Consider the following 18,833-nt stretch of genomic DNA (forward strand, 5'->3'; position numbering starts at 1 on the left):
CTTCCTCCCCCGGCGCTACTGCCAGCTGTAAATGACGGACGCGCCTATGTAGTGAATATCTTCATCCGGATTGCTCTGCCCTAAGGTCAGCACCTTTGAAATAGTGTCTGCCTGCACATCCTCCCAGGCCCAATCATCGGATTTGAACGAGTAATACTGATAGTCCAGTTGCAGGGACAGGTTGTCCCGCAGTTGCCAAATTCCGCTGGCCTGCACGTGATGCATGGTGGTGTTTACATCGGGCAGGTCCGAGGCAGTGACGGTACTCCCCGGTTGCGTAGAGACATCCTGCCTGGCCTGGGTATCGACATAGCTGTAATCCAGCGTGAGCTGTATTTCCGGTGCTACCTGCCACTCGAGGTTTGCGCCCAGCGTGATGCTGTCGTCGGTACTGTTAACATCCCAGTCCTGGTCCGGGTCACTGGCCTGAGGCAGCGGGGGATAGATCGCAAACGCATCTTTTTCTGCTCCGCCGCGAAATGCTCGGCTGCTCTGGTCAGCCTCGTAGCGGTCATAGCCGGTATAGATGCTCCCGAACAGTTTGTCAGACAGGGCGTAGCTGGCACTGAAGTTCGCGCGGTACCACTTGGAGCTGGTCAGGCCGAGGGCGCTCTTGTTGTAGTCATCGTCCTGCCATTGCAGGTTCAGGCTCAAATTCCAGCGCGATGTGGGCAGGTAGTTAAAATCGGCGCCACTTTCCCAGCGTTCACGATTTGCCATGTAGTACTTCATCAGCAGCGGGTGATTGATATAGCGCTGGTTGTCCGGCGTGGCATTGATCAGCTGTGTATCCAGTAGTGCGTAGTAATCCTGTGCCCATTCGTAGGTGGAGGCCGCGCGGTCGGCGTATCCAAGGTATACACTGCTGCTGAAATTGGACCACGGCCTGATACGGTATTTAAGTGTGTAGCGATCTTCCTCGGTCTTTTCAACCTCGGCGTTGCGTCGCTTCACTTCCTCGTAAGCGTACTCGGCGGTTAACTTGCTGCGCAGTGGCAGGCGATAGCTGGCTTCAATGCCCCCCGTCTGCGAGGTGTAATCGTGGTCGGTGTTGTAGACCGTCTGCGGTGACGCCGGCTGGTTACTGCCGTCGCCGCGCACATAGAGATAGCCGTTTCTGTCGGTGTTGTAATCCCGGTCACGCAGTTTATAAAACAGTTCGGCATGTAATTTCGGCAGGGGGTTCAGCAGCAGGCGCAAGTTACCTGTGCTGATATCCACCGCGCCGTCAAAATCGCTTGCTGGTTCCGGCACGGTGACCACGAGAGCATCATTCACCGTGTATAGCGGATAGTCCTGATTTTGGGCTGCGCGTGCGTAGCTGCCATCAAATTGCAGTCGTACTTTTGGTGAGAACAGGTAGTGGCCAATCAGGCGACCACTGGTCTGGTCGTTGTCGGGCGCCAGCCCCATACCGCCGGTACCATTGGGATACATTACATCGGTACCGAAGGCGTTGTAGGGGTTCTGCCAGACCAGCAGATCGTCGTCGTTGTCAAACTTCGAGTAGGCGACCTCGCCGTTGAGATGCAGTCGCTCGCCATCGTAGGCGAGACTGAGATCGAATTCTGTCGTGGCGTAATCAATCGGCGAACGCAATAGAACTGCATCGGCACCCGAACCGTCGATATAGATTGCCGCGCCCGTATCGCCATGCCCTTCCTTCTCTTCGTAGGAGAGGTTGCTGCGCAGGCGCCATTGATCATTGATACGGGTATCGAGGCCGATAAAGACCTTGTCGCGGTTGATGACGCGGTCGAAGTCACGCAGGGATTCATCGAGAGTTGAGAACTCATCCGTGCTCTGGCCTGTTACCCAGTTACCCGGCAAATACTGTGTGACATTGCCGCGAAAAGGCGTCTGGCCACTGTCGTTGCGTACCTGTTGCTGTGAGTCAAAGCCCACGGTGAGCCGCAGGCGGTCGGCATTCCCCCAGACCAGCTCGCCCTCTCGCGTATCCAGTCCCAGATTCGTCATGGAGAGTTGCCAGTAGTTGTCGCCTTCGTGAAAATCTTGCCAGTACAGGTCGGCGATGGCGTTCACGCCCTGCTTGCTTAGCCCGTTGTACTCGCCGAACATATAGTTGTCCTGGCTGGTATACCCCAGCCCGATCCGGGCGCTGTTACCAGAGGCAGTCGCACTGCTGGTGGATGAAGGCAGATTCTGCAGTGCCAGAGGTGTGTTATTGGCAGCGGCTTCTTCACTGCTGGTATCTGCCGCGCCGACGAACGGGGCATAGCTGGCCATCGCCAACACGTAGGCTATGCCTATCGGGTTCCTTTGGCGCCCTCTGCTGCTCATCGTGTCAGCCGCGCGCCGGAGGGGTGATTCGAGCCGTGTACCCGGCTGTGGCAATTCAAGCAGTTTTTACCCAGTATGTTCTGGCTGGCGGTACCAGTGGACAGGCTCTCACTGCCATAGGGCACACTGGGGTGGAAGGCCGCCGCATGACACTGCTGACACAGCGCCGGGCCCCTGGCGGTGAGCAGAGGCTCATTGACGGAGCCATGCGGTCGATGGCACAGGGCACAATCTTCCGCCGCCGGCGGATGTTCCCACAGGAAGGGGCCGCGCTTGTCCTGGTGGCAGCTGAAGCAGTTGTCGTTAAGCGTTACCTGATGTAGGTCTGCTTCACCCGTACCCCCGTGGGGATTATGGCAGTCAGTACAGGCGGTTTTTCCCTCCACAATCGGGTGGCGTGACGGCAGGTGCAGTTCGGCGCGTACCTGCGTATGGCAATTCAGGCACAATTGCTGGGAGGTGTCGCCGCGGGTGAGCGTCTCGGGTTGGTGTGCGCGGTGACAGTCGTTGCAGGCCAGATCTTCCTGTTGATGGGAGCTGCCCATCCACAGCAGTAGATCGTCATTGTTATGACAGCTTTGGCAACCGCCGTTGCGAGTTTCTGCATCGGAGGGCCACTGTGGGCCAAAACTGATATCCGGTGGCGCCTTCCTGCCTCTGCGATCGTGCGCTTCGCTGGTTCCGTGACAGGCTGTGCAACTGGCCGCGCCACCACCTTGCAGAGAGCCGTGTACGGTACTGAAAATCGCGTGGACAGAAGAATCGGCATCCGCCTGATGGCAGTCCAGACATCCCGGTTCGCTCTCGGCGGCAACAGCACTGTGCATTAGCAGCGCAGCGCATACACCAAGCAGTGTTCTGAGTATGGTTGTCGTCATGCCTGACCCACGCTGTAATTTATTTGGTATTGCGCTCTCCGGTGAACCAATCCCTTGCCGGATAGTCCCGACACGCTCTTGCAGTGCAACGGGTGGTCTTTCATTGTCATCATATTATGACATCTGCGCCCAGTATCGTGCATCTGAACTGGAGTTTATACGCGGCAGAGGCCAACATGGGAGGGCTTCTTGATCCAGATCAATATTTCTTCCCCCGCTTTCAGGCGATGGCTAGTCCTGCGGGTGTGCAATACCCGCGTGGCAGTCGATGCAGGACTTGTCCTTCCTGCGCTCGGGCTGGTGGAAACGCGCCGCCATTTTGCCCTGTAGATCGGGCTTCATACGCTCCATGTTGTGGCAGTTGCGACACTCCTGCGAGTCGTTGGCCTGCATGCGCGCGATCTCCCGCGCTTTCATTGCCGGCAAATGGGCTGCGTATTTTTCGGGCGTATCGATAATGCCGGTCATTGTGCCCCACACTTCCCTGGCGGCCTCTACCTTACGAATCATTTTCGGTACGAACTCTTTTGGCAGGTGACAGTCGGAGCAGGTGGCTGTTACGCCGGTTCGATTACTGTAGTGGGGTGTGGTTTTCAGTTGCGCGTACGGAATGTCCATCTCGTGGCAACTGACACAGAATTCCTCAGTACTGGTGGCGTGCATGGTGGTGTCAAAGGCCAGCAGGCCGAAAATGCCCACGGCGATACCGATGCATACAAGACTGAGCACCGAAAGAGACGCTGAGGGTTTGCGTAGCTTTGCCAACCATCCTTTACGGGGGCTATCATCCATGTTCAACATCTCGCGCTGTGTGACAATCTGCTGTTTCGGATAATACTTACGTAGAACTTGAGGCGCAATATCCCTACGAAAATTACCAGTTTAGTACAGTAGGGTATCGAGCAGTACGCCAACGAGAAAAAGCGAGGTGAAGCGGCGTGTGTGACTGAATGCGAGAGCGGAAAACCACAGCGGCCAGACACTGGCAGGGAACCAGCCGGGGGGTGATTCTGGCTTGCTGCTGCGCAATTCATTAAACAGCATTGGCAGGCGCGGTAGGTTGAGCAACACCAGCAATAGCGGCCAGTGGAAACTGCCCGTCAGTACGAGGATGACACACAGTATGTATTGCGCACAGACCATTACGCTGATGGCGCGCCGCGACATTTTCTCACCGATGATCACTGGCAGCGTATTCACTCCCTTGGCTCTGTCGGCTTCCAGTTTGTCCGTGTGTTTGCCGAACAGCACGGTGGTGGGGCCCAGCGCGAACACCACGCTGAGCCAGGCGACATCCGCGCTCCAGCTTCCGCTCAGGACATAGTAGGTGCCGCCCACCATCAGCGGCCCCCAGACCAGAAGAACGGCGGGTTCACCCAGTCCGTAGTACTTCAGTGGCCAAGTGTAGAACAGCACGAAAAAAGAGCCGGCCAGCATCAGGTCCAGCGTAAGGCCGGCGCGCTGGAACACGAGCCAGCCACCGAGCAACAGTGCGACGCCTGCAGTTACGCCGAGATAGCGCCAGAACTGGCGCTCATTCATCAGGCCGTCTTCCAGTACATGCACGCCATACTGATTGCGGTAGTAGTTGTCCTTGTCGATACCGCGGCGCGAGTCGGTGTAGTCGTTGAGCAGGTTGTTGGTGGCATGTGCGAACAGCAGGCCGAGGACGGCCGCAAGCCATAGGTCCCACTGGAAATACCCAGCTCTCCAGGCCATCAGGCCGCCCAGGGCTGCGGCTGTGAATGTCATGAATAAGACCGAGGCGCGACAGGCGACCAGCCATTTCGCTACTGGGTCCAACTCCTGCCACTCACTGTGTGACAATTTAGGCATCTGCCCCAGAGCACGGCCCCACATTCTGATATCAATCATTGATGGTTGGATTCCTCAAGGTATCGCGTGCTAGTTTTGGGGAAAACCCGGGTAAAGTAAACGGATGGATTTTGAATTGAAAGCCGCCGCTGTGTTCGCGCTGACAGATTTCGAAGTATCTCGATAATGTGTATTCGCCAGGGTAAGCCCGACCAGGGTCATCAATTTCGAGTTGAGCCAAACCATACAGCAGTTTCAGTGGGAGGAAGCGCGGGTGATTGAGGAACTGGACAAGAAGAAGCGCCGCAACTACCCGCAGAGCGATGCAGGGGCAGTTACCTGCCAGCCTAAACTGATAACGCGCTGGAGAGCCCGGTGTGCAGGCGGTGGCCAGGCGGTGGCGAACAGTGTAAACGAGCACCCTGAGCGCATTCCAATCCGCCCATTGTGAATGCAAACAGGCGGTTTCCACCGCCCGGTTAGTCCAGTGGTTGTACTACGTAGGGATTACCGCCCAGTGCGTTGGAAATATCGGCTATCGCTTTCTGTGCCCGCACGCTGTTACCCGCAGCATCCAGCCGCGGTGAGATCACCGCTATGCCGAACTTCCCCGGGGATACCGCAATAATGCCGCCGCCCACACCGCTCTTCGCCGGCAGGCCAGTACGATAAAGCCATTTGCCGGAATCGTCGTACAGGCCGGCAGTGGCCATCACTGCGAGAATTTCAGGGACATTCTCAATGTTCGCGACCTGTTTGCCGGTGACGGGGTTTTTTCCGCCATTCGCCAGTGTGGCGGCCATGTATGCCAGATCCTGCGTATTCACTCCCACAGAGCATTGGCGGGTGTAGATATCGGTCGCCTGCAGTGCGTCGCCCTCGATACGGCCGTAGGCATACATCAGCATCGCCAGCGCCTGGTTTCGCTGGTTGGTTTCGGCTTCCGAGACATACACGTCTTCCAGCACGGTCAGCTTGCGTCCGGCGAACTCACTGTAGTAACCAAGCAGGCTGGACCAGATCTCATCATAGTTGTCGCCCTTCACCATGCCTGTGGCGGCAATGGCGCCGGGGTTCACCAGTGGGTTCATCTCGGCACCTTGGTACTGCTCAATCGCGACAATGGAATTGAACACCTGACCAGTAGCGTCGACCCCCATATTGTCGTAGATCGATTGCGGGCCGGATTCATCCATGACTTTGGCCATAGTGAATACCTTGGAAATAGACTGTATGGAGACTTCGGTTTTGATATCACCTGCGGTATACATTGTGCCGTCAGTCGTCACCAGTGCGATTCCATAGAGTTCGGGGTTCACTTTTGCCAGTGCCGGGATGTAATCGGCGTTGGCACCCTCTTCGAGGTTTTTGTAGTCAGCGTAGGCCTTGTCGATAGCCGCCTGTATTGCAGCCGCTTCTGTCGTGGCTGCAATGGATGGTCCGCTCAGGATCAGCAGCAACAGGCAGGTCAGCCAGGTTGTGGCTAAGTTTGGTGAGTCGGCGTTAGATCTATTCATGGTCATATCTCCATTCTTGGCCCGGTATTTCTTGCGCATCACTGGCACCTTCCCCCGTTTTTTGTCCTGCTCACTGGGTCTGCCCCTGGTTACCGGGCGGCGTTGGGTTATCATTCGCGGCGGGCGTTACCAGCGGCTGAATGCCTTCGGTATCTGACAGTGGAATCATCAGGGTGCATCGGGTTCCTCCCTTCGGGACAGTGTTGATATCGAGCCAGCCGTCGAACGGGATCAGTTGCTCCTGGATGCTCAGCAAGCCATAGGCCCGCTGCTGCAGAACGTCGGCGAGATCAAACCCCACTCCCGCATCCGAAATCGAGACTTCCAGTCGCCGATTGGTTATCGCGATTGTTACTTCTGCCTTGCGAACACCGGCATGCTTACTCACATTCAATAGCAATTCCCGTGCCGTTCGAAACAGTACCCCGCTGATATCGGCCGACATGGGCGTCGCGGGAAGAGTCCCGGAAACGTCCACCTGCAAGTGATAGTTCTCCTCCATCCAGCGTCCCAACCACTGCAGCGCTGCAACGAAACCCTGCCCGTAAAGAATCGGGGGGGCAAGCTCCATGGTGAGTGAACGTGTACCATCCATCGCCTGCTCGAGTATTGATACGATTTGTCGGCCGGTCTCAATGGGGTCCCAGCTGTGCAACTCGTCGGTCAGCATCTCTGCCTTAATTTTTGCTGCCGCCAGTAGCTGCTGGTGGTTGTCGTGAAGCAACCGCGCAATGCGTTTTCGCTCGTTCTCCTCTGCCAGTGTCAGCTTTCTGGCTAATTCCCGAAACTGGACATTTCTCTCCAGCAGTTCGCTGCAGGCTGCTTCCAATTCTTCGGTGCGCTGTGCCACTCTGCTCTCTAGCGTCTTGTTAAGTTCGAGTAGCTCGAGCTCCATTAGTTTGCGTTGTGTAATATCGCGGGAGATCGCCTGCTCGAAGCTGGCGTTGCCGAGCGTGAAGGTATTCAGGGTTATTTCGGCCACAACCGGGCTGCCATCAGATTTCTCACCGTGCCACTCGTATGTCTGGGGCGTGCCGGAGCGAGCTGCCTGCACCATCTCCTCAAGAAACTGGCGAGAGGATTTTCCTCCGGGCTGGGTTGGCGAGAAGAAAGAGAACAGAGGTCTGGAGCAGACTTCCTCTCGCGTGAATCCGTACAGTTCCAGTAGCTTATTGTTGCAATCAATGATCTGGAAATCTTTTAGTATAGCTATGGCATCACCGGCGTTCTCAAACAATGTGCGAAAGCGCACCTCGCTGTTGCGCAGTTCGGCCTTCATGTTTTCCTGTTGCGTGACATCCACCACGGTGGCGGCATAGTAGCGAATGCTGTTGTCCGGCTCTCTGATAGCAAAGGGATTCACGATCACCGGAAACCGCGTTCCATTTTTATGCATAAACGTCAGTTCAATCTGCGCGAGATCGCCCTTTAGTGTTCTGGCAAAGGCCGACTGAATGCGCTCGCGTTCCTCCGGCGGCCAGTACAGGTGGGTGGGGTTGGAGCCGACCAGTTCTTCGGCTGTAAAACCCGTCATCCGGCACAGTGCGGGATTGACGTCCACATGGACTCCCTCCAGATCCACAATTGAAAAGCCATCTTGCATGTACTGGAAAGACAGTTGTCTCAAATCATGCTTTGAAATGTTGTGCTCCTCCGTCCCATCCTGCGGTGGAAACTGACTGCCCTTGACAATGCAAGGGTCACAGACGGTTGCTCGTTTATCGCCATTATCTTCCCGGCAGGCGACAAAATCCATGAGGTGTGGCAATCCATCCTTTTCTATTGTATACCTTAAAACATCACGCAAAAGTGGTATTTTTGGTGGGCTGGCCGATACCGATAGACCGCTTTATCGCGATAATCCAGCTATATCTCGTCGCAGTCCCTGTCATCAGGCTTCTCAGCGCCCGGCGGCGGACGCAACTGTTGTGGAGGTACGGCGGGACAGCGTACATTGCCGTAAACATGTTTTTGAAATTGACTGAAAGTCCCGGAGAAGATCATGCCCTACAAACGAATTTCGATTGACGAAGCGAAAGTACTGATGGACTCAGGTACAGTTACCATTGCCGATGTGCGGGCAGCGGATGCTTACAGTGCGGGATGCATAGAGAGCGCCATACACATCCAGCAGGATACGCTGGAGGCGTTTGTGGCCGACACAGACAAAGATACGCCGCTGATTCTCTATTGTTACCACGGTAATTCCAGCCAGAGTGCGGCGGATTACTTTTCCGAGCAGGGGTTTATGGACGTGTACAGCGTCGATGGCGGTTACGAGGCCTGGCGACAGAAATACTGAAACCCGGTGGCCATTCGGGGCTCCACTGTCAGTGGCTACCCCGGTTTGCCGTCCACTCTGGAGCGCACCAGTACAGGCGTATAACGCACCATGAAGAGCGTAAACGCGATAATCCACAGTACTGCAGACAGCTGCCATGCTTGTAGCGTTAGCGCGATATCCAGCAACGGCAGTGTCGCGCGTATCACGGCGGCGAGAAACACCAGCGCGAATGCAAATGCAAGATACGTCGGCACTTTCAGTGGCCGGCCCGTATGCCCCAGTGACACCCGCGACATCATCGCCAGGATCATTCCGCCAATACTGCCGATGGCCAGCAGGTGCATGACACTTTTACTCGCGACGGCTTGTGCGCCGACCAGCGCCAGCCCGAACATCGCCAGCGGGATACACAGGTAGCTCAGATGCATGGACCACAGCAGGGGTACGCCCAGCGTTTTCCAACCCTGCCAGTGTGCCAGCCGAATCATGTGGATAATGCCCGCCCCGAGGCAGAAAATCGCCAGCATTGGACTTCCCTGCTGCAGCGGCGAAAACACCATCATCAGTGCTATCAGCGCAGTGCTGCCGATAGCCAGGCTTTCGAACCATACTGGCAGCGGTGAAATCTTCAACCCCAACCGGTTGCCGGTGAACAGCGGCGTAACCCGGCCGCCAATTATCACGATCAGTACAGTGATCATCCACACTGCGCCGTAGTGCAGGCGCACACTGAGCAGTGGGTCGTCCGCGCTCCAGTAACTGGCGCTGCTCAGTACTGCCAGCGCCAACAGTACGGGCGTAAACAGTATATTGCGCCACTGCCTGCGGGCCCATACACGGCTGGTCAGCTCATAGGTCAACAGCCCGATAAAAAGCATCTCTGCCAGCCACGCTAGCAGCAGCTGCTGCGGTAGTAGCCACAGCACCGCGCGAGCGAGAAGCCACAAGCCAAACAGTAATTGCAGGCGCCAACCTTTGGTGCCGGGAATGCCGGTCCAGGTCGCCACCGCTGATAGTAGAAAACCGGCGACCACCGGCATCGCAAAACCGAACACCATCTCGTGCGCGTGCCACCAGCCGGGAAACAAGCTGAAATCCCAGCTCTGGGGTTGCCACATCCAGTACAGCCAGCGCGACATCGCGAGTACGGCGAAGGCGCCTGCCAGCAGGAAGCCGGCACGAAATGCCAGTTGCCACAGCGGCATGGCCGCAGGCGTTGTATCGGGCGTACTGTGCTTCATATGACGGTCGACCGATTTGATAGGGTGTGCCGAGAGTACATCATGTCGCCATTTGCTAACAACTGTCGGCGGACGCTGCTCGTGAGTGATAGCAGGCTGTCACCGTTGCCCAACTCGATGGCGCACTTGCGCATGCACTCAAGGGCACTCTCCATTAGTATGGATGCCCGAAAATCATGCACCGTTGCGAGAACAAGCTATGGCACTGGACTTTGACAGCGCACGTCTTCCTAACCCCAATCTGCGCGAAGAGCATCACGAGTGGCGCAGGCAACTGCGCAAGTTTATCGATGCGGAAATCATGCCCTACGCCGATGACTGGGATGAAGACTGCCATATCCCCATTGAACTGTGGCCCAAGGCAGCCGCTGTCGGTTTGCTTGGTCTGGGCTATCCGGAGGAGTTTGGCGGTATCAGCGAGGGTATTGATTCCTGGCATATGTGGGTTGCCAATGAGGAGTTGGCGCGCATTGGTGCCGGGGGTATACCCGCCAGCCTGATGGTGCACGGTATTGGTCTGCCACCGGTTCTAAACTGGGGTTCACAGGCGCTAAAAGAGATGGTGGCGCCGCCGGTTCTGGCCGGCACCAAACACATCGCGTTGGGTATCACCGAGCCCGGGGGCGGTTCGGATGTGGCGCAATTGGCCACCACAGCCGTGCGCGACGGCGATCACTACATCGTCAATGGCTCCAAGACGTATATCACCGGCGGCATGCGCGCCAACTGGGTGTCCACGGCGGTACGCACCGGCGGGGAAGGTGCCAGAGGGGTTTCGATGTTGTTGATTCCCACCGATGCCGAGGGTTTCAGCCGCACGCAGCTGGATAAAAAGCAGGGTTGGTGGGCGTCTGATACAGCCACACTGTATTTTGATAATGTGCGTGTGCCGGTAAGCAATCTGATCGGCGAGGAAAACCAGGGCTTTCTCGTGATCATGACGAACTTCAATGCCGAGCGCATGGCGATGGCTGCGGGCATGGAGGCGCTGGGCCGGGTTTGCCTGGAAGAGGCCGTCGATTGGGCGCGAGAGCGCAAGACCTTCGGCAAGCGGCTCGCCGACCACCAGGTGATCCGCCACAAAATCGCGCAGATGAAGCAAAAACTGAATGCCACCCAGGCCTATATCCGTATATGCTTTGAAGCCATTGAAGCGGGCACTGCAAACCCGGGAGACATTGCGCTGCTCAAAGTGCAGGCCAGCGAGACGATGGAATTTTGCGCGCGCGAGGCGATGCAGATACTGGGCGGCATCGGCTATATGCGCGGCAGCAGGGTGGAGCGGATATATCGTGAGGTGCGGGTCAACGCGATCGGCGGCGGCTCGGAGGAAATCATGCGTGATCTGGCCGCGCGCCAGTACGGGGTATAGAGATGAAATTATGGCATTGCAACAGCGCGCGCTCACTTCGGCCGCTGTGGGCGCTTGAGGAAATGGAACTGGATTACGAGGTGGAGATCCTACCGTTCCCGCCGCGCCTGTTCCAACGCGAGTATCTGGATGTTAATAGTCTCGGTACCGTGCCCTATTTTGTCGATGGTGATACCCATATGACGGAATCGGTAGGCATCTGCCAGTATCTGGTGGATCGCTACCAGCGCTATGACTTTGGCCTGGAACCGTCTCACCCGGAGTATGGCGCTTACCTTAACTGGCTGCACCATGCTGATGCGACACTGACGTTTCCGCAAACCATTTCCATGCGTTACTACTATCTCGAGCCGACACCCGAGAAACAGGCCGTCGCTGACGATTACGCCAAGTGGTATATCTCGCGCCTGCGGCGTCTGGATGCCCACCTCGAATCAAACGACTACCTCGTCGACAACCGTTTCACGATTGCGGATATTGCGGTGAGTTATGCGCTCTACCTCGGCCGGCAGATACAGTTGGATAAGCGCTATAAACCGCAGACAGCGGCCTACCTCGATCGCCTGATGGAGCGACCCGCGTTTAAACGTGCCAATGAACAGGGTGAGCCCATGGCGCTCCCCAGCAGGGATTAACGAATATGACGACCAGTGAAAAAGAACTACAGGAGTTCCGGGCAGAGGTTGGCGCCTGGATGAAAGAGAACAACCCGCCCGATCCCGGGTTTCTGTTGCCGCAGACATTTATGGAAGTCGGTGATGAGCGGCAACTGGAGTTTCTGCGCGAGTGGCAGCACAAAGTGTGGGCAGCGGGTTACCTGGGCATGGCGTGGCCGAAGGAGTACGGCGGTGGCGGGGTGGACCCGGCTTTCCAGAGCATTGCCGACCAGGAGATGCGTCGCAACCGTGTGCCGATCTGCTTCAACGTGATCGGTTTGGGTTGGGCCGGACCGCTGATCAACGATATCGGTACCGAGCAGGAGAAGGCCAGGTACCTCAAGGGGATCCTCACCGCAGAAGATGTCTGGTGCCAGGGCTTTTCCGAGCCGGAGCACGGTTCGGATCTGGGTAATGCGCAGACGCGCGCAGTGCGCGATGGTGATGAGTACATTATCAACGGCCAGAAAATCTGGACTACGATGGGTAACTTCGCCAAGTATATGATCCTGCTGGCGCGCACCAATCCGGATGCCCCGCGCAAATACGATGGCCTCTCCTTCTTCCTGTCACCCATGCAGTTACCCGGCATTGAGACGCGCCCCATTCGAAAGATCACCGGCGAATTTGGCTTTACCGAAACGTTCTTCACCGATGCGCGCATACCCGCGGATTGCCTGATGGGTGAAGAGGGGCAGGGCTGGAAAATTGCGATGCAGACGCTGCAGTATGAGCGCGGTGCAGCTGCTGGCGCCGCTGGTGGACAAGCCATGGTGCGGGTGACGGTAGATGACATGATCGACCAGCTCGACGGCGTAAACCGTGATGGTGAACCGGTTCTGAAGGACCCTGTGGTACGCGACCAGTTAGTGCAGGCCATCATGGAGGAAAAAGCGATGATACTCGGTGACAGGCGCGCGCGTATTGCTGCTCTTACCACCGACTATCCCGGTTCACTACCGCTGTCGAACAAGCTCAGGCTCACCGAGTTGACGCGGCGTATGCGTCAGTTGGCTATTAATCTGCAGGGCGCTGAAGGTGCCCTGTATGTGGGTGATGATGAGGCGCGCCAGGGCGGATTCTGGCAGCGCGCGTACTTCAATAGTTTTTCCGCGACCATAGGCGGCGGCACGAGTCAGGTGCAGGCCAATATTGTTGCCGAGCACATTCTCGGTTTGCCGAAGTAGGGAGTCATTATGTCTGTTGTGGGAAATACTGCACTGCAGTTCAGTGAAGAGCAGGCCATGCTGCTGGATGTGGCGCGGCAGTTTTGTCAGGATAAATCGCCGATCGCCAGTGTGCGTGCGCAGTTGGATACCGAAACCGGGTTCGATGCGGCCCTGTGGGATGAGATGGTGTCATTGGGTTGGGCCGGTATCGCACTGCCCGAATCCTGTGGCGGCTCGGCAATGGGTGTTGCGACACTGGTGCCGGTGGTCGAGGCGATGGGGCGCGCGATGCTGGGTACGCCGCTGATCAGCACGTCACTCGCCGCACAGTTGCTGTTACGCAGTGGCAACACGGAACAGAAAGAGCGGCTGTTGCCGGCCATTGCAGCGGGTGAGCCTGCGACCCTGGCGTTGCTGGAAGATGGCGACTGGGGGAATGAGGCGGTTGCGCTGACGCTGGATGACACGGGCGTGTTGCAGGGGAGCAAGAAGTACGTGCCCGATGCCACCGTTGCCAGCCTGTTTGTTGTTTCTGTGCTGTACAAGGGGGAGGGGGCACTGGCGGTCGTGCGTGCAGATCAATTGCCGGCGGGCGCGCTGCGAGCCAATACCCTGATAGACCAGACCAAGCGTTCTGCCAATGTGGATTTCAGCGGTGTTCAGGTCGATGAGAACAATATCATTGCCGGTGTAGGGGTGGCCGCTGCGCTGCGCGACGTTCGCTTGCTGGGCGCGCTGCTGGTGGCGGCCGAGGCGACAGGCTCAGCCGCCGCATGTCTGGATACCATTGTTGAGTATCTTAAAACCCGCAAACAGTTCGGTAAGTTGATCGGCTCCTATCAGGCCTTGAAGCACCCGACAGTGGATATCCTGACAGACACGGATTCTGCGCGCTCGTTTGTTTACCACGCAGCTACGCTGGTAGGTGATGGCGCGCTGGACACCGATACTGAAATCGCCTGTCGTATGGCCAAGGCGCAGGCCTGTCAGACGCTGTTGTATGCTGGTGACCGAGCTGTGCAGTTCCACGGCGGTATGGGGTTTACCTACGAGTGTGATGCGCAACTGTATGTCCGCCGTGCGCAGTGGAGCCAGCAACAGTTTGGCGACGCTCAGCATCACCGCAAGCGCCTGGCTCGCCTGCTGTTGGACTAAACGTCTTGTTCGGTGCCAGTGGCGAGAAATCTTGATTTCCCTCGCTGCCGATGCACTCTGCAATCGTATATAATGCCGACATACTTTCTCTCATAGCAGAAAAGCATCGTCCATGGCAAAAAAACACAGGGGCTTGAAAAACAGCGCTCTGCCCCGCACCCTCGCCGTCTCGCTTGCCGGGTTGCGCGCAGGCAGTGCGCTGGCCGTGGATGGTGTCGTCCAGCGCGTCATGGGGCGCGGCCCAGAGGAGGACGACTCCGAATTCGCGCGCCGAGAAGCGCGACGATTTGTCCAGGAACTGGGCAAACTCAAGGGCACCTATATCAAGATTGGCCAGATGCTGGCGCTGTTCGGCGCGCAGTTTCTGCCTCGAGTGTTGGTCACTGCGCTGCGCGATCTGTCTGACCAGACCGAGCCACTGCATTGGGACGCGCTTGAATCTTCAGTGCGGGACAGCCTGGGCGAGCGCTATGACGAGCTGGATATCGACCCGCAGGCGATAGCCGCTGCATCACTGGCGCAGGTCCATCTCGCCAGGATTCGCTCGACCGGAGAATGGATCTGCCTGAAGTTGCAGTATCCTGGGCTGGCACAGGTGATCGATTCGGACTTTGACGCTGTCGTGCGTATGTTGCTGCTGGCGCGCTGGGTGAAAGCGGGGCGTGAGCTGGATGACTGGCTGGAGTCCATGCGTGCCCACCTGCACCATGAAATCGATTATCGTCGGGAAGCATCCAACACCCTGAAGATGAGTGGACTGGTCGATAAAGTGCAGGACACAAGCGTCCGCTACCACGTGCCACAGTTATATCCGCAATACAGCACCGACTCTGTACTCGCGATGGAATACATCGAGGGTTTCTCTGTGGCTGACCCGGACATGGCGAGGTTGTCGTTGGATAGGCGCAATGCGCTGGCCAAGGGCATGCTGGAACTGTTCTTTTACGAGTTGTACGACTGGGGCCTGTTGCAGACAGATCCCAATTTCGGCAACTATCTGCTGCGCGTGGACGATCGGCGCAAGAAGGTCGCACAGGATGAGCTGGTGTTGCTGGATTTTGGCTCCGTGCTGGAATGCCCGGAGGATTTCCTCTACCACCTGCGCAGTACGATCGATGCCGGTCAGCGCAGGAACAAGCCGGAAATGGTAGAAGGCCTGATCGGGCTGGGATGTCTGCAGCCGGATGCCAGTGACGAGGGGCGGAAACTGTTTGCACAGTTCTGCCAGCATCTGCTCGAACCACTGCGCTCACCGGAGCGATTGCCTGAGCAATACCTCAACGACAAGGGCGAGTACTGCTGGGGCAAGTCGCAATTGATGCGAAGGGCGGCCGCACTGGCGGCGCAGTCAACAGTGAGTCGTCACTTTACCACCCCTTCCCGCGATTTTGCGCTGATCGCCAGAAAACTGACAGGTGTGTTCAATTTTATCGTGGCACTGGATGCAGAATTCAACGCCTATGATATTGTCCAGCCTCATATTCTTCGTTGGCGGGAAAGAGAAAAGCGTGGCGCGAAAAAATAAGGATAAAGACGACGACTCCAAAGCCATTCCCACTTCCCGGGCCAGCCGTTTTGCGCGCATGGCTCGCATGGCCGGTGGTGTCGCAGGCGGTATGCTGGCGGAGGGCTCCCGACAGTTGCGGTCGGGTAAGCTGCCCAGTGCAAAGGATATGCTGCTGACACCAGGCAATGCTCGCCGCGTGGCAGAGCAACTGGCGACTATGCGCGGCGCCGCGATGAAGGTCGGGCAGATTCTTTCGATGGATACCGGTGAATTCCTGCCGCGAGAGCTGGCCGATATTCTGGCGCGTCTGCGCGATGATGCCCGTTATATGCCAGTGGACCAGTTGCACGCGGCAATGCGCGAGGCCTATGGCACGAACTGGGAAGAACTGTTTTACGATTTTGACACCAAGCCGCTGGCGGCGGCCTCTATCGGTCAGGTGCACAGAACGATCTCGCCCGACGGCCGCGATATTGTGCTGAAAGTACAGTACCCGGGCGTCGCTGACAGTATCGATAGCGATGTAGACAATATCGCCGGTCTGCTGCGCCTGTCGGGACTGTTGCCGGAGGGCCTGGATATTCAGCCCTTGCTGGACGATGCCAAGAGCCAGCTCAAGGACGAGGCGGACTATCTCAAAGAGGCGAGGTTCCTCCAGTCGTTCGGGGAGCTGCTGGTCGACGACGAGCGTTTCCTGCTGCCCGAAGTCCTGCCGGAGCTAACCCATCGCAATGTGCTGGCGATGACATACGTCGCGGGCAGCCCTATAGACTCCATCATCGATTTGCCGCAGTCCGAGCGTGACAGGGTAATGAGCGCCCTGATCGAACTGATGCTGTTCGAGCTGTTTGAGTTGCGAATGGTGCAAACTGACCCGAACTTTGCCAATTACCAGTACCGCCGCCAATCCGGTGAGATCGTACTGCTGGATTTCGGTGCTACGCGCCGCTTTAAGGCGGGGTTTGTAAACAATTACAAAAAGCTTGCACGCGCAGCGATTGCCGGCGATAAAGCCAAAGTTGCAACTGCGGCTGAGCGGCTCGGGTTTTCCATGGGCGAGCCCGGTACACAGTACCGCGAGTTGGTGCTGGATGTGCTGATGCTGGTGCTGGAGCCTCTGCGCAGCGATGTCGATTACGATTTCGCGCGCTCAACGATGGCACGGGATTTATCGGCGCTGGCAGAAGATGTGCGTGGTTACCGCGATTTCTGGCGGGCCCCCCCCATAGATGCCGTCTATTTTCACCGCAAGGTGGCCGGTATGTATCTTCTGGCCACGCGACTAAAAACCCGCGTTAATGTGCACCAACTGGTACAACGCTGGCTGGGTTGAACAGGCCCCTGGTGTTATCAGGCCCGTGATTTTCTGCTGGTTTTTTTGCCGGGCAAGGTGGCGTCGCGTAATTCTTCAAACGATGCCTGCAGGCAGTCGGCGTAGAATGCCGGGTCCGGCAACATATCGCGACATGCCGTGAACGACAGCGTAACGGTGCCTTTTTTATCCTGCACAGAACTATAGACAATATGGAACAGCCCGACGTTGGGCAACAGTGGCCCCAGGCTGATTGAGTCGATCAACTCGGCGCCGCACATATACAGCTGAAATGGCGCGCCCGGGACATTGGTGACAATGGTGTTGAATACGGTGCTCGCCTCTGCCAGACCGGTAGCGCTGGCAGTGCGGATGGCCAGAGAAAGTACATTCCCAGGCATCACATCTGTAAGGTCTACCGCAAATCGTGGCCCCAGCGCTTCAGCATAGGCCTTGGAGGATAGGGACTCCTCGTGTACTGCAGCCAGCCGTTCGCAGGGGTCGACAATATCCGTGCGTAAGCCCACGTTCATAAAGCCCACCATATTGCCGCCGGCAGCGCGTTCCTCGGGGGTGCGCACATCAATCGGGCAGCCTGTCACCAGCGACTTCTCCGGTAGTTCGCCCTTGCTGTACAGGTATTTACGCATGCCGCCGCCGACGATGGTGAGCATCACATCGTTCACGGTGGTGCCCGGCTGGGTGTTCTTGATGGCGCGAATTGTCTCGAAATCAAATTTGCGCGCCTCAACCACACGGTGCCGTGAAATGCGGCCCTGAAAGCGGGTCTTCGGTTTATCCTCCAGATTATGAAACTGCTTGGCCTGCTTGCCGCGGCGCAATCGCATAAACGTGGGGCCGGAATCCTTGAGCATGTCAACCACCTGACCAGGTTTGCGCCACGCATCCATATAGGCCTTGCCCAGCATTCGGGGTGTGGAAAGCCTCTCCACAATCCACGGTGGCGCCTCACCAACGTCGCGGGTTTCCGGTGTCAGGTCGTGCACAATATTCATAAACTGTGTGCCCGTGGCACCGTCCATTGCGCAGTGGTGAACTTTCATCAGCAAGGCGAAACAACCGGGTGGATAGCCTTCAATATTGTTGAGGCCCTCTATCACATAGATTTCCCACAACGGCTTGTCGCGGCGCAATGGCTGCGAGTGAATACGTGCAGTTAAAATGCACAGCTGCCGCCAGTCGCCTGGTTTGGGGAGAGCGATATGACGCACATGGTATTCCATGTCAAAGTCAGGATCTTCTACCCAGTAGGGGCGGCCCAGGTTAAAGGGCACAAACGCCAGTTTGCGGCGGAAGATCGGTGAGAGGTGGGCACGGCTTTGCAGCATTTCGAGGATTTGCTTGAAGCGCACCTTACCACCGGGAACCGTGGACTGGTCGTAGACGCTGACGCCGCCAATATGCTGCGGCAGTGCATCCAGTTCGGCGTGCAAGAACATGGCATCCTGGCCAGATAACTGTTGCATCCACTAACCTCACTATAATCGTTATTGTTACCGCCAGCATACTGCGATCATTTCTGGCGTCAACTGGTCAGCCAGGTGTCAGGTCATTTAGTGGCAAGTTGGGTGTTTGCGATACAGCAGGGGGCTGTGCGCCACATTC

General features: G+C 57.2%; 16 protein-coding genes. 8 read left to right on the forward strand and 8 right to left on the reverse strand.

All coding sequences use genetic code 11. The features are described 5' to 3' along the window. Positions 1-15 precede the first annotated feature (15 nt). The 4 genes from AC0L6S_RS21890 to AC0L6S_RS21905 all read right to left on the reverse strand — a co-directional run bounded on the left by AC0L6S_RS21890 (position 16) and on the right by AC0L6S_RS21905 (position 5,054). The gene (locus AC0L6S_RS21890; RefSeq protein WP_473426224.1) at positions 16-2,301 is read right to left on the reverse strand and encodes an MtrB/PioB family decaheme-associated outer membrane protein; all 2,286 of its coding nucleotides are present in this window, start codon (positions 2,299-2,301) and stop codon (positions 16-18) included. Continuing rightward, positions 2,298-3,179, reverse strand: a complete 882-nt coding sequence (locus AC0L6S_RS21895; protein ID WP_473426225.1) for a DmsE family decaheme c-type cytochrome — start codon at positions 3,177-3,179, stop codon at positions 2,298-2,300. Before AC0L6S_RS21895 ends, AC0L6S_RS21890 begins: the two co-directional genes overlap by 4 nt. A 231-nt stretch (positions 3,180-3,410) precedes the next feature. Beyond that, positions 3,411-3,971: a NapC/NirT family cytochrome c gene (locus AC0L6S_RS21900; protein WP_473426226.1), complete on the reverse strand. Its 561-nt coding sequence runs from the start codon at positions 3,969-3,971 to the stop codon at positions 3,411-3,413. A gap of 90 nt (positions 3,972-4,061) precedes the next feature. Then, complete coding sequence (locus AC0L6S_RS21905) at positions 4,062-5,054, reverse strand: prenyltransferase (RefSeq protein WP_473426227.1); 993 nt, start codon at positions 5,052-5,054, stop codon at positions 4,062-4,064. 172 nt (positions 5,055-5,226) lie between these two features. On the opposite strand from AC0L6S_RS21905, the gene AC0L6S_RS21910 reads away from it, so the two are divergent. Continuing rightward, positions 5,227-5,445, forward strand: a complete 219-nt coding sequence (locus AC0L6S_RS21910; RefSeq protein ID WP_473426228.1) for a hypothetical protein — start codon at positions 5,227-5,229, stop codon at positions 5,443-5,445. Between the two features lie 28 nt (positions 5,446-5,473). Here AC0L6S_RS21910 and glsA read toward each other — a convergent pair whose 3' ends face one another. Together glsA and AC0L6S_RS21920 are read right to left on the reverse strand one after the other, a co-directional pair. Further along, positions 5,474-6,511: a glutaminase A gene (gene glsA, locus AC0L6S_RS21915; protein ID WP_473426229.1), complete on the reverse strand. Its 1,038-nt coding sequence runs from the start codon at positions 6,509-6,511 to the stop codon at positions 5,474-5,476. Positions 6,512-6,581: 70 nt separating this feature from the next. Continuing rightward, entirely contained in the window at positions 6,582-8,267 is a 1,686-nt protein-coding gene (locus tag AC0L6S_RS21920; RefSeq protein ID WP_473426230.1) for a PAS domain-containing sensor histidine kinase, read from the reverse strand. A 246-nt stretch (positions 8,268-8,513) separates the two neighbouring features. Here AC0L6S_RS21920 and glpE point away from each other — a divergent pair, with 246 nt between their 5' ends. Next, complete coding sequence (gene glpE / locus AC0L6S_RS21925) at positions 8,514-8,813, forward strand: thiosulfate sulfurtransferase GlpE (RefSeq protein WP_473426231.1); 300 nt, start codon at positions 8,514-8,516, stop codon at positions 8,811-8,813. A 35-nt stretch (positions 8,814-8,848) separates the two neighbouring features. On the opposite strand, the gene AC0L6S_RS21930 is transcribed toward glpE, so the two are convergent. Continuing rightward, a complete protein-coding gene (locus tag AC0L6S_RS21930; protein WP_473426232.1) occupies positions 8,849-10,036 on the reverse strand; it encodes an NnrS family protein in 1,188 nt (395 codons plus the stop codon). A gap of 199 nt (positions 10,037-10,235) precedes the next feature. Here AC0L6S_RS21930 and AC0L6S_RS21935 point away from each other — a divergent pair, with 199 nt between their 5' ends. From AC0L6S_RS21935 to AC0L6S_RS21960, 6 genes are all read left to right on the forward strand, one after another. Then, on the forward strand, positions 10,236-11,408 hold the full coding sequence (locus AC0L6S_RS21935; protein WP_473426233.1) for an acyl-CoA dehydrogenase family protein: 1,173 nt from the start codon (positions 10,236-10,238) through the stop codon (positions 11,406-11,408). A gap of 2 nt (positions 11,409-11,410) precedes the next feature. Continuing rightward, on the forward strand, positions 11,411-12,043 hold the full coding sequence (locus tag AC0L6S_RS21940; RefSeq protein ID WP_473426234.1) for a glutathione S-transferase family protein: 633 nt from the start codon (positions 11,411-11,413) through the stop codon (positions 12,041-12,043). A 5-nt stretch (positions 12,044-12,048) separates the two neighbouring features. Further along, positions 12,049-13,251, forward strand: a complete 1,203-nt coding sequence (locus AC0L6S_RS21945) for an acyl-CoA dehydrogenase family protein (protein ID WP_473426235.1) — start codon at positions 12,049-12,051, stop codon at positions 13,249-13,251. A gap of 9 nt (positions 13,252-13,260) precedes the next feature. Next, positions 13,261-14,388: an acyl-CoA dehydrogenase family protein gene (locus AC0L6S_RS21950; RefSeq protein WP_473426236.1), complete on the forward strand. Its 1,128-nt coding sequence runs from the start codon at positions 13,261-13,263 to the stop codon at positions 14,386-14,388. Between the two features lie 112 nt (positions 14,389-14,500). Beyond that, the gene (locus AC0L6S_RS21955) at positions 14,501-15,913 is read left to right on the forward strand and encodes an ABC1 kinase family protein (protein ID WP_473426237.1); all 1,413 of its coding nucleotides are present in this window, start codon (positions 14,501-14,503) and stop codon (positions 15,911-15,913) included. Continuing rightward, complete coding sequence (locus AC0L6S_RS21960) at positions 15,897-17,228, forward strand: ABC1 kinase family protein (protein ID WP_473426238.1); 1,332 nt, start codon at positions 15,897-15,899, stop codon at positions 17,226-17,228. The genes AC0L6S_RS21955 and AC0L6S_RS21960 overlap by 17 nt, the downstream gene beginning before the upstream one ends. A 17-nt stretch (positions 17,229-17,245) precedes the next feature. Here AC0L6S_RS21960 and AC0L6S_RS21965 read toward each other — a convergent pair whose 3' ends face one another. After that, on the reverse strand, positions 17,246-18,694 hold the full coding sequence (locus AC0L6S_RS21965; protein WP_473426239.1) for a WS/DGAT/MGAT family O-acyltransferase: 1,449 nt from the start codon (positions 18,692-18,694) through the stop codon (positions 17,246-17,248). Between the last annotated feature and the right edge of the window lie 139 nt (positions 18,695-18,833).

The organism is Halioglobus sp. D3-4 (assembly GCF_055809315.1).

Excerpts from the sequence above, each read along its gene's own strand:
- AC0L6S_RS21890 (WP_473426224.1), bottom strand. The coding sequence starts at position 2,301 with ATGAGCAGCAGAGGGCGCCAAAGGAACCCGATAGGCATAGCCTACGTG.
- AC0L6S_RS21895 (WP_473426225.1), bottom strand. The coding sequence starts at position 3,179 with ATGACGACAACCATACTCAGAACACTGCTTGGTGTATGCGCTGCGCTG.
- AC0L6S_RS21900 (WP_473426226.1), bottom strand. The coding sequence starts at position 3,971 with ATGGATGATAGCCCCCGTAAAGGATGGTTGGCAAAGCTACGCAAACCC.
- AC0L6S_RS21905 (WP_473426227.1), bottom strand. The coding sequence starts at position 5,054 with ATGATTGATATCAGAATGTGGGGCCGTGCTCTGGGGCAGATGCCTAAA.
- glsA (WP_473426229.1), bottom strand. The coding sequence starts at position 6,511 with ATGAATAGATCTAACGCCGACTCACCAAACTTAGCCACAACCTGGCTG.
- AC0L6S_RS21920 (WP_473426230.1), bottom strand. The coding sequence starts at position 8,267 with ATGGATTTTGTCGCCTGCCGGGAAGATAATGGCGATAAACGAGCAACC.
- glpE (WP_473426231.1), top strand. The coding sequence starts at position 8,514 with ATGCCCTACAAACGAATTTCGATTGACGAAGCGAAAGTACTGATGGAC.
- AC0L6S_RS21930 (WP_473426232.1), bottom strand. The coding sequence starts at position 10,036 with ATGAAGCACAGTACGCCCGATACAACGCCTGCGGCCATGCCGCTGTGG.
- AC0L6S_RS21935 (WP_473426233.1), top strand. The coding sequence starts at position 10,236 with ATGGCACTGGACTTTGACAGCGCACGTCTTCCTAACCCCAATCTGCGC.
- AC0L6S_RS21940 (WP_473426234.1), top strand. The coding sequence starts at position 11,411 with ATGAAATTATGGCATTGCAACAGCGCGCGCTCACTTCGGCCGCTGTGG.
- AC0L6S_RS21945 (WP_473426235.1), top strand. The coding sequence starts at position 12,049 with ATGACGACCAGTGAAAAAGAACTACAGGAGTTCCGGGCAGAGGTTGGC.
- AC0L6S_RS21950 (WP_473426236.1), top strand. The coding sequence starts at position 13,261 with ATGTCTGTTGTGGGAAATACTGCACTGCAGTTCAGTGAAGAGCAGGCC.
- AC0L6S_RS21955 (WP_473426237.1), top strand. The coding sequence starts at position 14,501 with ATGGCAAAAAAACACAGGGGCTTGAAAAACAGCGCTCTGCCCCGCACC.
- AC0L6S_RS21965 (WP_473426239.1), bottom strand. The coding sequence starts at position 18,694 with ATGCAACAGTTATCTGGCCAGGATGCCATGTTCTTGCACGCCGAACTG.